The organism is Maribacter thermophilus, from assembly GCF_001020565.1.
Lineage (GTDB): Bacteria > Bacteroidota > Bacteroidia > Flavobacteriales > Flavobacteriaceae > Maribacter > Maribacter thermophilus.
On record NZ_LDAS01000001.1, the window covers coordinates 2,713,936 to 2,728,647 of the forward strand.

A 14,712-nucleotide genomic window follows, 5' to 3' on the forward strand; every position below is an offset into this window, starting at 1 on the left:
ATTATTGTTTTTTAACGAGAAACCCTACCAGAGGCATCGCCACCCATTAACTTGTTTACTTCGTCTACGGTAACCAAATTCGCATCTCCCTTAATAGTATGCTTAAGACAAGAAGCTGCTACCGCAAAGTCCAACGCGCTTTGATCATCGCCCGGATACGTTAATAGACCATAGATAAGACCTCCCATAAACGAATCGCCTCCACCTACACGGTCTACGATATCGGTAATTTGATATTCGCGTGTTTTATACATGGTAGAACCATCATACAAAACACCCGCCCATGTATTGTGAGAAGCTGAAATAGAACCTCTTAAAGTAGTTATCACCTTTTTGGCTTTAGGGAATTTTTTCATCATCTGTTTACAGACCGATAAAAATGCCTCTGCCTTTACGTGTTCTCCTTGGGTGGTAATGTCCAACCCTTCCGGTTTAATACCGAAATGTTTTTCGGCATCTTCCTCATTCCCCAAAATGATATCGCAGTACGACGTAAGTTCTGTCATTATTGCTTCGCGGTCCCCACCATAATTCCACAGTTTTGCCCTGTAATTTAAATCGGTAGAAATAGTAATTCCCATTTCGCTGGCTACTTTTACCGCTTCTAAACATGCATCGGCAGCTCCTTGAGAAATAGCGGGTGTAATACCGGTCCAATGAAACCAACCGGCCCCTTCAAAAACCTTTTTCCAATCAATCATGCCGGGCTTAATTTCACTAATGGCCGAATGCGCTCTATCATACACCACTTTACTGCCACGGCTTACCGCTCCCGTTTCTAAGAAATAAATACCCAAACGGTCACCTCCATAGATGATATTTTGTGTATTTACCCCACGTTTGCGCATTTCCATTAACGCACACTCACCAATATCATTTTTTGGCAATCGTGTTACAAAATCTACGGGAATACCATAATTTGCCAACGATACGGCTACATTGGATTCCCCTCCTCCGTAAACTACATCAAATTCTGTGGCTTGGGAAAACCTTAAAAATCCTTTAGGCGCCAATCTTAGCATAATTTCCCCGAATGTTACTACTTTTTTCATACTAAACAATATTAATTTTTATTGACTGGTTTCTCTATTTTAAATTCCAAGACCTTGACCTCCACCAATTTGAATGGTTTCCGCCGTAAGAAAAGCGGCATCTTTGCCTGCTAAAAATGAAATAACGGAGGCTACTTCTTCTGGCTGACCCAATCTTCCCAACAAGATGTTATTCTTCCAAGAGGCGAACACTTCCGGTTTTGTTGATTTTATCTGTGCATGAAAAGGTGTGTCTATCGTACCCGGAGATACCGCGTTCACCCTAATACCATACTCGGCAAGGTCTTTTGCCAAAGCCCTTGTTATGGCATGTACTCCTGCCTTTGAAGTACCATAAATTCCTGCTCCCGGTCCACCGGCATTCCATGCTGCGATAGATGTATAGTTGATAATCGTAGGAAGATCCCCTTTTTTAAGAAATGGAATGGCCGCTCTTGAAGCAAAGAATACAGAGTCTAGGTTCAATGCCATCACCGACCTGTAAAATTCCGTTGTCATTTCTTCGAATCTGGACCTTCCGCCCAATCCCCCTGCGTTATTTACGAGTACGTCTATTTTTCCGTATTTTTCGCCTATCGTCTTAATATTGAAAGTTACAGCTTCTTCGTTGGTAACGTCAAAACTGTAGTACGCCGCAGTAATGCCCTCAGCGGAAAGTTCCTTTAACCTTTCTGCACCCGCTTCATCATCAATACCGTTCAATATAACAATATAACCGTCTTGTCCCAATCTTTTTGCTACTTCAAAACCAATACCTCCGGTCGCTCCTGTAATTACTGCTACTTTTTTCTCTAAACTCATAATTATTTAAATATTAACCTCGTTATGCTGATTCAATTTCTACTGGTCTAATTCTTTTTATCAATGTATAAATGGATAGTACGGCCATTGGGGCCAATACCGCTATTACAATAAATGCAGGTGTATAGGACACTTGCGCGATCATCGGTATCAATGAGTTCATGATAATTACCGATACCGCTGCCACGGTTCCTGCGAGTCCCGCCAATGTACCTACCGACGGACCCCTGAACAAATCGCTGGATATAGTCTGAATGTTGCCTATGGCAAACTGAAAACCGAAGAGAACAATGGCCACGATATAAATAAAAGTCATGGGGTTATTCTCGTTTACCAAGAATATAATGCCCAACAAACCTAGAAATATCAGAACCCCGCCAATGGTTATGGTTATTTTTCTTGCAGCATCTACTGATTTTGTTTCCATCAATTTGCCACTGTACCATCCACCAATGATACTACCTGCCATTCCTCCCAAATAAGATATCCAAATGGTTGAGCCGATCTCTTCTACACTAAAGCCGAATTTAGAATTTAGGTAAAGGGGCATCCAACCTACGAACAACCACCATATTGGTTCTATAAAAAATCTGGAGGCCAGTACGCCCCATGATTCTTTATAACTGAGAATTTCAAGGACCGACAATCCTTTTGCTTCGTCTTCCTTAGGTAAATCACCTATGCTGTCAGAATTTATAAACTTTAATTCTTCTTCTGTAATCCAGGGGTGTTTACCTGGTTTGGATTTATTAATGAACAACCACGGAATTACCCATAGCAAACCTACGACCCCAATTATAATAAAGGTTGTACGCCATCCAAAATGGCCATATAAATAAGCGATTAAAAGAGGTGCTATAACACTTCCAAGTGAGGCGCCGGCATTAAATATACCTTGTGCGATGGCCCGTTGTTTAACGGGAAACCATTCTCCGTTACTTTTTACGGCACCAGGCCAATTGCCCGCTTCGCCCAACCCTAAAAGCGCCCTAAAAATGGTAAGGGACACCAATCCTCTGGCGAAAGCATGAAATACCGAGGCTACCGACCATACAACGATCGATACTACAAACCCCATTCTTGTTCCTATGATGTCATATAATTTACCCGAGAGGAATTTACCAATGGCATACGTACCCATGAAAATACTCAGCATTATGCCATAATCAGACTCGTCCATTCCCAAATCTTTACCCATTTCTGGCCACATGACACCAAATGCCGTCCTATCTATATAATTGATAACCGTTGCCAAACAGATCAACGTAATTATCCACCATCTTAAACCTTTTACTTTCATATTTCTTTATTTTGAAAAAAGCTAACTTGAATATGTCTTCTGTATTTGCACACCATATGTGGTATACACAGAAGACAATATCCCCTTTATTCCAAATACTTAAACCTTGACCAAAAATTTGAAAAATACTTAACGAGTATTAAGTATATCATAATTTATAGAGCATAGTCCAGTATTACTTCCCTTCGTTTATTATACGGAAAGACAAAAACGTGCATTCTTGTCCCTCCGTTCATGTTTTATTTTGAGTGTTATAACAGTACAGATACAATGTTTTAAATTTCGGTGTCCTTAATTCTACAATACCAAAGCTTCCCAGTTTTTGAATGGCCTCCCCAATATTACTTTTGCCCACACCGATTTTTTCGGACAGCATTCTTTCTGAAGGAAATTTATAGCCAGAATCCAGTTTTTTATAATTTATCACATCACGGATCTTGGAAATTTTGTTGCTTAGAACTTCTTTATGACCATTATTAGATAGGATTTCCAACTTCATATATGTGTTTATCTTATATTTTAATAAATTGGTTAACCAATTTGGTTTACCAAAAATACATATATTTGTAGAACCTCCAAATTTATTAACACAAAACTGAGATATACACACAAAGTAGGTCTAAAAAATAAAGGATCCTGAATTGAATCCTTTTTACAACTATGTATCATTACCTCTCTTAAGAGGAACGGAACACAAACCATACAACTATGACCATAAAAGAAAAACTAAAAAAAGTTAGTACAGCAACGGTCGCTACCTGCCTTTTCAAAAGAGGACTTAAAAATCAATTTATACAAAATGTACGCCCGTTAAAGCCAGGCAGGCCCACCATGGTCGGCGAAGCTTACACATTACGTTACATACCAGCCAGAGAAGACTTAAACCCGATAGAAGTTTTTAAAGACCCCAAACACCTACAACGGGTAGCTATGGAACAGTGTCCGCCCGGTGCCGTAATGGTAATCGATAGTAGACAAAATGCCAGAGCTGCTTCGGCAGGTTCTATTTTAATTACAAGATTAATGGTCAGGGGAGCTGCAGGCATAGTTACCGACGGGGGTTTTAGGGATGCGGCCGAGATTGCAGCATTGGATTTTTCTTCTTATCACAACCGACCTTCGGCGCCTACCAATCTTACCCTTCACCAAGCCATATCTATAAACGACCCCATAGGTTGTGGTGATGTTGCCGTATTTCCCGGCGATATTATTTTAGGTGATGACGATGGGGTTATGGTAATACCAGCGCATATGGCCGAAAGTGTAGCCGACGAGTGCCTACAAATGACCCTATATGAGGAATTTGTTATGGAAAGCGTTCAAAAAGGTGAAGCCATTATTGGTCTCTACCCTCTCACTAATAACAAAAACAAAGAAAGATTTGAAGCTTGGATAAAGGCAAAAGAATAATATGACCGAAGGCCACTTTTCAAGGTGCCTATATTTTAAAAGACTTATAACCCATCCTTTAACGCATCCTCCAGTAATACCATTACACTTTCTGAAGGTCGTATGTTTTGCGAATGGGTCAAATGCTCCCTTTCGCGCAGGATCAATTTTCTAAATCGCACCCCATTGATGTTTCCTTGTTTAAAATCTATCAGGGTCATAAACCATTTAAAGTAAGGAAAGCCGGCATAAGCCTTGAGTTGGGCACTTTCTCGATCTAAAAGTCCGTAGCGCTTTATGGTCTTTTTGGCATGCTTGTAATCCCCTAGGTGCAACAGGGTTTCCAGATAGGTCCTGAAAAATTTGTTCCAGTTGTGTTCCAAAATGTCCTTTTCATACTGAACCAGTTGGTTTTCGGCATACTGGCGTGCATTTCTATATTGTCCGTTGTCGTTGTAGCATTTCACCAAAGAAGAAATAAAGAGCGATTTGTTGTATTTGTTCGACATTTGTCGGGCGAAGGGCAGGGCATCCTTCAGCAACTGCAAGGCCTCCTTTGCCCGCCCCAACTTTAATAGGTTAAAGCAGTAATTATTGAGGTACATAATGTAATCGTGCCCTTGCTCGCTAATGGACAAACGCCCGTAATATAGGGCTTGGTCGTATTTGTGCAGTTTCATTAGTATCAACTGCCGGTTGCCGTAAAAATTGAGCAAGAGCTTTTTGGAGTAGTACGACCCGTCCTTTAACCGTGCTTCGAGCTGATCATAATACCCAATGGCGGGTTCCAATAAATCGCTCTTTAAGAGGGCCAGGTACGATAAAAGAATCAAGGTTTGGTAGCGGTTGAATCCGTCTATGGACTCATCCTGAAAAAGCCGCTCCAGCCAAGGGGACCATTTGAGTGAATTTTGGGTAAGACGCCCGCTATGATAATCGGTAACGATATCGGAGGTAGCCTGGGTCATTCTGTCGCCTATGTTCTTACTGCGGATATAGTCGTCATGGTAATTGTGCACAAACTTGTTGATCAGCTCGTAATCGTTCAGCCGCACCCGTACCAGTAAAAAATTCAGGTAGTTTTTAACCACCTCATAAAACCGGATAAAATGAAAATGGTGGGGCTCGTAGTTTTTAATGAGCTTTAGCAAGATCCGTTCCTCTTCCGATGATAGGGCATCGGTCTTTATTTTGTTGTCGAAATAGTTAAGCCGTTCGTAATAATTATCGGTACAATGCTCGTCGAGGCGGGCCTGCATCCAATTCATCATGTGCGAGTATTTCCGCTTGTCGCAAGTCAGTGAAAACGCTTTCTTTTGGTCCTGGTTTAGAACATTGTGCCTTACGGTTTCAAAAATTTCGATGCGGTCCACATCCTGAAATTGGGCACAACACTCCAACAACTGTACCTCATGTGGTAAAAGCGAGTCGACAAACTTCGAAAATTTTTTCAGTTTCATTACATTACGAGTCCCCCGTCAACGCTCAGGGTCGCCCCATTGATAAAGCTTGCCTCTTCCGATGATAGAAAGACATAGGCATCGGCAATATCTTCCGGTTTTCCTAAACGACCTAAGGGAGTTTTTGATTCCAGGTCCTTGATTACTTTTTCGGGAATGGTCTCTACCATTTCGGTTGCAATAAATCCGGGGGCTACCGCATTTACATTGATGCCCTTACGGCCCAATTCACGCGCCCATACCTTGGTAAGGCCAATAACGCCGCTCTTTGTCGCTACATAGTTGCTTTGTCCAAAGTTACCATATAGTCCCACTACCGAAGATGCACTGACGATCTTTCCACTGCCCTTTTCTACCATGTGTTCCGATATGGCCTGCGTGCAATTAAATACCCCGGTTAGGTTCACATCCAATACCGATTGCCATTGCTCTTGGGTCATTTTTCGTAAGGTAGCGTCCCTTGTTATACCCGCATTGTTGATTAAGATGTCAATGCCACCATATGTTTTGACAATACTCGATACGGCTTCGTCCACCTCGGATCTATTTACCGTGTTTACCTGTTGAAACTTTAAGTTTTCTCCCTTGTGTCCCGCAATCAATTTTTCTCCTGCATCTTGGTTAATGTCCCAACAGACGACCTTAGCGCCTTCTTTTAAAAATTTCTCAACGGTTATCTTTCCTATGCCGTTGGCCCCTCCGGTAACTACGGCAACTTTGTCCTTTAATCTCTTCATCTTGTATGTTTTAGGCCAAAGCTATCGTTTTATTTACAAGATAAAATTACAAAAATTCAATTATACAATATTGACTATATTATTTTAAACATAATTATAAATAATAATTACTTTAAATTCAATTAATTACATATTAATTTTTAGATATTGACTTTTTATTGAATTTAAAAGCATGCATCATTAATTTTAATACATATCGCTTCATAGCGACTTTTAAATCATTTTTTTCAATCTCATAATTCATTTGCGTTTTATATAATTTATATCAATATAAATAGGGGTTATAAAGAATATTACCGTTATTAATTCCTTGATGAAAATTCATTTTTATAACCACAAAAAAGCACCTACCCACATTTATTGATTAAAAAAGTCTACCCTATAAATTTCAAAAATAAACATCCATATTAAAATTCTTTGTTTCTATATTTAGTCATATTCAAAATAAGAATTACTCAAAAAATATATTGATAAATTACGAATGAACGAATATTACCCACAAATAACACTTATATCACTACTAGCATTCTTGGCTATATTATGTTATTTGGTCATAAAGTCAAGAATAAAGGATGAAAGTATAGAAACCTATGCTTTGGGCAGTAAATCGTTTTCTTCGTTCTCGGTGGCCCTTTCATTGGCGGCTTCTTTGACCAGTGCGGCCACATTTATCATCAACCCGGGTTTTATTTCCTTGTACGGCCTAAGTGCCTATCTGGCCTTTGGGGTCGTAATGCCCTTGGCCATATTTGTAGCCCTAATAGTTCTAATGAAAAGGTTCCGCCAGTACGGTATTAACGTAAAATCGCTGACCATTGCCGATTGGGTGGGCAAACGTTACGGGTCTCCTTTTCTAAAACTGTTTTTCGGACTTTTAAGTACCCTTTTGATAACGTTTATTGTATTGATCTGTGTGGGCATCACCAAAGTCATCGCCAAGGCAGTGTCTGCAGATGAACTTACCATTTTAATTATTCTGGTGGCCGTGGTGTTTTCCTATATGCTGGCCGGTGGAGCCAACTCTATGGTCTACACCAATTCCTTGCAAGCCATTATGATGATCATTGTAGCCGTATTGTTGTTGGGTTCGGGGGCAGACTACTTTTTTACGGGCGGTGGTGAGTCGATACTTTCCAAGTTAAATGCTATAGACCCCAACCTTACAAAAACCTTTAACGAGTCCAGCCCCCTTTTTCGCGATTTCTTTGAAGTGGTCGTCTGCAATGCCATTGTAGGTATCGCCATTGTCTGTCAACCCCATATTTTGACCAAATCGCTACTGATCAAAAAAGACAAACAGGTAAATCGGTTTTTGGTTTATTCAATCTTGTTATTGGTGATCTTCTTTTCGGTCGTCATTACCGGGTTTTACGCCCGTCTTAACTTTCCTGACCTTATGGATGGCGGCCAATTATTGACAATGGACGGCATCATACCCGCCTACGTGGTAGACCGTTTTCCCATCTACGTAGGTATTCTTGTGATTTTGGGATTGATTGCAGCCGGACTTTCTACTTTGGAAGGATTGATACAGTCCATCCCCACCACCTTGACCAACGATTTGATCATGCCGATCGTGGGCAAATACAAAAAGAACGTCAACGCCATACATATTAATTGGATCATTACCTTTTTGGTAGCGGTAGCGGCCGTTGTACTCTCATACGGGCAATTGGTAAACCCCAGTTTAAGCGTGGGCATTTTTGCCCAAAATGGCGTCTATGCCTTTTTCTCGGCCGCCTTCGTACCCGTATTTTTCGGCATTTTCACAAAGACCACCAATAGGTACATCCCCATTGTTTCCTCTATTGTGGCGGTAGTAATCCATTTTGGGATTTATTACCTGGAACTAACACCTTATATGGAAGGGGCTGCGGTAAAAAATCCCGCCATTGCATCGGCCATTGCCCTGATGGTTTCTACCGCGGTGGGTACGGTCATTTATTTAGTTAAACCCATAAAAACCATGCCCCATGAAAGTTAAGTTTTTGTGTTCGACCTTCATTTTTTTAACCCTTTCTACGCTTATGAGCCAAGAAATACAGTCATCGGAACTATTGTTGCCAACCAGTAATATCACACTAAATTACCAAGAAGCGGGCAACGGGGACCACACCGTGATATTGATCCATGGTTTGGGCAGCAACACCAAGGCCTATCAAAAGAATATTCCCGCCTTGTCTCAAAAAGCAAGGGTGGTCGCCTTGGACCTTCCCGGTTTTGGCAATACCACATTGGGAGACTTTGTACCGGGAATAGATAATTATGCCAAGGTTGTTTCAGAATTTATCACTCTAAAAAAATATAGCCATGTAACCTTGGTAGGACATTCCATGGGAGGGCAAATAGCCTTGCAGCTGGCCGCTTCACAACAACCCGAGTGGTTAAAAAACATGGTATTGTTGGCCCCCGCCGGACTGGAGCAATTTACCCAAGAGGACAAAAACTGGTTCCAAGCCGTGGTCAACGATCAGCTGTACCTTAATCTTACAGATGCGCAGATCCAACAAAACTTCGATATCAATTTTTATGGAGCCAAGGTTCCCGATGACGCCCAATTTATGGTCAACGATCGGTTCAAAATCAAAGAGGACACCGAAAAATACAAGACCTATGTATCTACCGTCGTACAAAGCATCCATGCCATGCTGGCCGAACCGGTATATGATAAGATAGTGGATATAAAGGTGCCGATACAGGTCATTTATGGCAAAAACGATATGCTGATACCGAACAAGATCCTCCATCCGCAGCTTAGCTTGGATGACCTCTTGGAAAAACTACGCGCAGATTATCCAAAGATTAAAACAACACTGTTGGACAAAGCCGGGCATTTTGTGCTCTGGGACCAAAGTGATGCCGTAAACACCTGTATTATAGAAACATTGGAAGACAAGTAATCAGAAGCAATACAAAAAAAACGATAACAACGCTTAAAATTAATTAACTCATAAAACCAAACGAAAATGAAACATTTAGCTGTAATGATGCTGTTCTTTGTAGGCTGTATAGCCCTGAACGCACAAGAAGTCACGGTTACCGGAAAGGTCACCGATGAGGAAGGCATAGGTTTATCGGGCGCCACCGTATACGCCATTGAACTAGGGGTGGGAACCACTGCCGATATGGACGGTAACTACGAACTTACCCTGCCTACGGGCAAGGTCTTGCTCGAGGCTTCCTATGTCGGTTTTTCGGCTTCCTCAAAAAATGTGGAGGTCTCCGAAAACACTACGATCGATTTTGTACTGTCCCCTGCTAGTTTTCTCGACGAGGTAGTAGTATATTCCGGATCAAAGAAGGCCGAAAAATTGACCAGTTCCACCGCCACCGTCATCACCATCGGAGCCCGTGAAATAGACCGTTATGCAGGTAATCCTGCAGAGCTGTTGGCCCGCAAAAAAGGGGTCGATTACTTTAGAGCGGGTATTGCCGCACCGGCCTTTAATATTCGAGGCTTTAATTCCAATTTCAACTCCAAAAACCTTCAGGTCGTAGACAATCGCTTTTCGTCTTTAGTTGCCACGGGACTCCCCATGGGACCTTTGACTACCACCATTAAGGAAGATACCGAGCAGGTAGAACTTATATTGGGCCCGAATGCCACGCTCTACGGTCCTAATGCCCATAACGGACTTATCCATACCATTACCAAAGACCCTCGTAAACACCAAGGGTTGACGGTTGCCGGCAACCTTGGGGTCACCGGGGATGGTGACGCCTATTATTCGGGAAGGTTGCGTTTCGCTAAAAAATTCAACGATAAATGGGCCTTCAAGGCCACTGGCGAATACACCAAGGCCAAGGAATTCCACTATGCCGATTCGGTATACATCGACCGAAAACTTGCCGATGGAAGTCCGGGAATGGACGGTGTCAAAGAGGCCTATGAAGAATTTGAGCTCGACAACAATGTCGAATTCTTTAAGACCGAGGCCAGTGCCTATTTTACACCCAAGGCGGGTACCGACCTTATCGCTACCTACGGCCATAGCAACAGTACCTACCTTTCACCTACCAATGTGGGTAGAAACCAGATCATAGATTGGCGCATCAATGTCTTTCAACTGCGATTCAATACCAAGAACTTTTTTGCACAGACCTATTTAACCACGAGCAAGACCGACGACACCTATTCCATAGACGACCGCACAAAGCAATACTACGTGGGTATCGATTCAGGGTTGAGTCCCGAAGAAGCCGCAGGGGAGTTTTCCTATCTCAGTGGTGCCCGTTTTAAGGACGATTCAAAAAGATGGAACGCCGAACTACAATACAGCAATACCTTGTTCGAAAAGTTGGACCTGATTACGGGCATCCAATACCAAAAAGATATGGCCAACAGTTTGGGCACTTATCTTTTGGACGAGAACGAAGACGATACCATCGATGTTTCACAATTGGGGGGCTATCTACACCTGAATTATGATTTTGGCAGTGGATTCAAGGCCCTTGCCGCCGCGCGGGTAGACAACCATGAAATCTATGGCACCAACTTTATTCCCAAGCTTGGTATTTCAAAAGAGCTAGAAAAAGGAAGTTTTAGACTTACCTACGGGCAAGGTATCGCCGCACCAACGATCCTAAATATGTACGGCAACCTTTTTGGGGGACTTATTCTGGGTAACGCCGAAGGCTTTACCCTAGCGGATGGTTCCAAAGTAGACCCTCAAGATGTGGAAAAGGTAAGTACCTATGAAATTGGATACCGTGGAGCCCTTGCCAATAAACTGTATGCCGATATCAACGCCTATTACAATATTAACAAAGACTTTTTGAGTCCCGTTACCGTCGTGGGCGTTACCACCCATCGCGGTGATACCCCTATTGAAGAAGTGCAGGCGGCCTATGGGGTGTATAACGGATTGGTGGCCACCTACATCAATTTTGGGGAAGTGAATACCTACGGGGCCGACCTTAGCCTTACCTATTCCTTTTCTCCGGAATGGAGCATGACGGCCAATTATTCCTATTTCGATTACTCCTTTGACGAGAACAATACCGACAACGATTTTAACAATGATGGAGAAGTAAACTTCCTTGATTTCTTGGTCAATGCGCCGAAAAACAAGGGCGGACTCGGTATCAACTATTACGGTTCGCGCTTCTTCGGTTCCGTTTTCGGAAGGGCCGTACAGAAGTACAATTACTTCTCCAGTTTCCAGATCGCTTCCGAGACCCTTCCGGGGATGACCTACAGAGGGGTTCCCATTGTTGAGGATGCACCCAGTGGAGATGCCTATAACTACGGCCCCTTGGGCGGCTTTGTTACCATGGACCTGAATATCGGGTACAAGGTAAGCGACAAGGTTACCGTTTCCTTGGCAGCCACCAACTTGTTCAACAACGAGCTGCGCGAGTTTACCGCCGCACCTCCCACACGCGGACTCTATGTTCTGGAAACAAAAATTCACTTGGATTAAAGCCCCTTACAAACAAGATTTATGAAGAACGCAAAGATCATTGCCTCGGGAATGCACGTTCCCGACAAAATATTTTCCAATGCCTATTTTAACGAGCTTTTGGGCGAGGACGTGGATACCTGGTTGCGCGAAAACGTACAGATATACGAACGTAGATGGTGCCATGAAAATGAGTCTACGGCCGACCTATGCCACGGTGCCGCTTCGGAAGCCCTGCAGAATGCGGGAATGAAAGCAACGAAAATAGACCTTATTATCGTAGCCACCGATACCCCGGAATACATTTCACCGTCAACGGCCGCAGTACTGCAACACCGTTTGGGGGCCAAAAATGCTGGTACTTTTGACCTAAATGCCGCCTGTGCGGGTTTTGTGACCGCCACCGAAACGGCCACCCACTACATTCGTAGTGGATCGGTAAACAACGTGCTGGTCGTAGGGGCCTATGCCATGAGCAAATACTTGGACAAGACGGACAAGAAGACCGTGACCTTATTTGCCGATGGAGCGGGAGCCGTGGTTCTTACGGCTACCGACGAGAAGAATAAGGGGCACCAAACCGGAAAGCTCATCTCGCAAGGGCAGTATACCGATTGGATGGGCATTTACGGTGGAGGCACCAAAAACCCCATTTCGGACAAGGTATTGCAACAAAAAGACCACAAGTTGAAGTTCGTGAAGAAATTTCCGCCCGAACTGAATCCCCAAATGTGGAGCGGTTTGGCCAAAGAACTTGCCAGCAATATGAATATTGGCGTGGAAGAAGTAGATCAATTTCTTATTACCCAGATCAATATCAATGCCATTAAAGAAACCCTTCGTATCTTGGATGTGGACCAGAACAAGGCCCATACGGTGATGCACCATTATGGCTACACAGGTTCGGCCTGTATACCCATGGCCTTTCACGAGGCATGGCAAAAACAAAAGGTAAAAGAGGGCGACACCTTGTTTTTTATCGGGTCTGGAGGAGGGCTGGCCTTTGCGGCAAATGCATTTATACTTTAAGAATACCTATGTTAAATACGTTTGATTGGTTTAAGAAGTGGGCAGACTACCATCCTAACAAAACGGCAGTTAAAGATCCCGTTTCGGGTAGGAGCCTCACTTACAAAGAAATAGACAGAGCGGCGAATGCCTTGGCACAACACCTACGGGAACGTTACCAAATGGCCATGGGCGACCGGGTGGCGATTATTGCCGAAAACCACCTGGCCCAAGTGATTCTTTTTGCCGTCGCCCAAAAGACGGGCATCATCTTGGTACCCATAAATTTTAGATTGGCACCCAAGGAAATGGAGGCGCTGCTGACCGACTCGCAGTGCAAATTGGCCTATACCGATGGTTGTGTCGACCTTAAAGACCTTACGACCAAGACCGAATTCATAGACCTGGCATCGGTGTATAATTTTACGGAGAAAGAGGCGCCTTTGGCCTGCGAGCCCCAACTTACTGAAGATGCACCCGTATTTATACTATACACCAGTGGCACTACGGGGCTTCCCAAAGGGATTCTCTATACCCACAAAATGCTTTTTTGGAACAGCATAAACACCACGCAAAGCTTGCTGATCAATAACGACACCGTTACCCTCAACTGCATGCCACTGTTCCATACCGGCGGTTGGAACGTACTTTTAACGCCCGTGCTGCATCGGGGCGGTACGGTAATCATGTTCAAAAAGTTTGATGCCCTTGCCGTGCTCAACTGTATCGTCGAGGAACGGTTAGATCTATTCATGGCCGTGCCCACCATGTTAAAAATGATGGCTGAACTACCGGAATTTACAACGGCCGACATAAGCTGCCTGCACTATATTGTAGTAGGCGGGGAAAGTATGCCCTTGAACCTTATCGAAACCTTCCACCGTAAAAACGTACCTATCAGACAGGGTTACGGACTTACGGAAGCCGGCCCCAACCTGACCTCTTTGCACCAAGACGATGCCCATAGAAAACAAGGTTCTATTGGTAAGCCCAATTTTTATGTGGATGTAAAAATTTTGGGGGAAGACGGAAACGAAGCCCCTACCGACACCCCCGGTGAAATATTGATCGGCGGCCCTATGGTCATGCCCGGATATTGGAAAAATCCTGAAACCACCAAGGCGGCAAAAATAGGCCATTGGCTGCGCACCGGCGACATCGGAAGAATGGATGATGAGGGATTTATCTATATTATGGACCGTAAAAAGAATATGTACATCAGTGGTGGTGAAAACGTATACCCTGCCGAAGTGGAACGGGCCTTACTACAGCACCCGAACATACGGGAAGCCGTGGTGATCGCCGTACCACACAACAAGTGGGGCGAATGCGGCGTGGCCTTTCTGGTAGCGGAACCCGAGCCCGACAAAGAGGAGCTCAAAAGCTTTTGTAAAACGCATTTGGCCAAGTTTAAGATTCCCTCCGAATTTTATTTTGTGGAAAGCATCCCCAAGAACGAAACGGGCAAACTGGACCGAAAAAAGATCAAGTCCGACTTTCTAAAACAACAGCTTACCCCATAGTTCATTAAAATATATATCCCCGACAAGCGTCGGGGATTTT

The 14,712-nt window shown here is 43.5% G+C and carries 12 protein-coding genes; 6 read left to right on the forward strand and 6 right to left on the reverse strand.

From position 1 onward, the window contains the following. Positions 1 to 11: 11 nt before the first annotated feature. The 4 genes from AB657_RS11740 to AB657_RS11755 form a co-directional block, all read right to left on the reverse strand. Positions 12 to 1,052, reverse strand: a complete 1,041-nt coding sequence (locus tag AB657_RS11740; RefSeq protein WP_047246653.1) for a sugar kinase — start codon at positions 1,050 to 1,052, stop codon at positions 12 to 14. 39 nt (positions 1,053 to 1,091) lie between these two features. Then, the gene (locus AB657_RS11745) at positions 1,092 to 1,853 is read right to left on the reverse strand and encodes an SDR family NAD(P)-dependent oxidoreductase (RefSeq protein WP_047246654.1); all 762 of its coding nucleotides are present in this window, start codon (positions 1,851 to 1,853) and stop codon (positions 1,092 to 1,094) included. A gap of 22 nt (positions 1,854 to 1,875) precedes the next feature. After that, positions 1,876 to 3,153, reverse strand: a complete 1,278-nt coding sequence (locus tag AB657_RS11750) for an MFS transporter (RefSeq protein WP_047246655.1) — start codon at positions 3,151 to 3,153, stop codon at positions 1,876 to 1,878. Positions 3,154 to 3,385: 232 nt separating this feature from the next. Beyond that, positions 3,386 to 3,652: a GntR family transcriptional regulator gene (locus AB657_RS11755; protein ID WP_047246656.1), complete on the reverse strand. Its 267-nt coding sequence runs from the start codon at positions 3,650 to 3,652 to the stop codon at positions 3,386 to 3,388. A 209-nt stretch (positions 3,653 to 3,861) separates the two neighbouring features. Here AB657_RS11755 and AB657_RS11760 point away from each other — a divergent pair, with 209 nt between their 5' ends. Then, the gene (locus AB657_RS11760; protein WP_047246657.1) at positions 3,862 to 4,563 is read left to right on the forward strand and encodes a ribonuclease activity regulator RraA; all 702 of its coding nucleotides are present in this window, start codon (positions 3,862 to 3,864) and stop codon (positions 4,561 to 4,563) included. A 44-nt stretch (positions 4,564 to 4,607) separates the two neighbouring features. On the opposite strand, the gene AB657_RS18185 is transcribed toward AB657_RS11760, so the two are convergent. Continuing rightward, a complete protein-coding gene (locus AB657_RS18185) occupies positions 4,608 to 6,002 on the reverse strand; it encodes a tetratricopeptide repeat protein (RefSeq protein ID WP_047246658.1) in 1,395 nt (464 codons plus the stop codon). Next, positions 6,002 to 6,739 carry a beta-ketoacyl-ACP reductase gene (locus tag AB657_RS11770; protein ID WP_047246659.1) on the reverse strand — a complete coding sequence of 246 codons (738 nt, stop codon included), beginning with the start codon at positions 6,737 to 6,739 and terminating at the stop codon, positions 6,002 to 6,004. Before AB657_RS11770 ends, AB657_RS18185 begins: the two co-directional genes overlap by 1 nt. Positions 6,740 to 7,220: 481 nt before the next feature. On the opposite strand from AB657_RS11770, the gene AB657_RS11775 reads away from it, so the two are divergent. From AB657_RS11775 to menE, 5 genes are all read left to right on the forward strand, one after another. Beyond that, complete coding sequence (locus AB657_RS11775; RefSeq protein WP_047246660.1) at positions 7,221 to 8,723, forward strand: sodium:solute symporter family transporter; 1,503 nt, start codon at positions 7,221 to 7,223, stop codon at positions 8,721 to 8,723. Between the two features lie 43 nt (positions 8,724 to 8,766). Then, positions 8,767 to 9,639, forward strand: coding sequence for an alpha/beta fold hydrolase (locus tag AB657_RS11780; protein ID WP_047247968.1), 873 nt, complete (start codon positions 8,767 to 8,769; stop codon positions 9,637 to 9,639). A gap of 66 nt (positions 9,640 to 9,705) precedes the next feature. Beyond that, the gene (locus tag AB657_RS11785) at positions 9,706 to 12,162 is read left to right on the forward strand and encodes a TonB-dependent receptor (RefSeq protein ID WP_047246661.1); all 2,457 of its coding nucleotides are present in this window, start codon (positions 9,706 to 9,708) and stop codon (positions 12,160 to 12,162) included. 21 nt (positions 12,163 to 12,183) lie between these two features. Beyond that, entirely contained in the window at positions 12,184 to 13,170 is a 987-nt protein-coding gene (locus AB657_RS11790) for a 3-oxoacyl-ACP synthase III family protein (RefSeq protein WP_047246662.1), read from the forward strand. An 8-nt stretch (positions 13,171 to 13,178) separates the two neighbouring features. Further along, complete coding sequence (gene menE / locus AB657_RS11795) at positions 13,179 to 14,672, forward strand: o-succinylbenzoate--CoA ligase (protein WP_047246663.1); 1,494 nt, start codon at positions 13,179 to 13,181, stop codon at positions 14,670 to 14,672. Positions 14,673 to 14,712 lie beyond the last annotated feature (40 nt).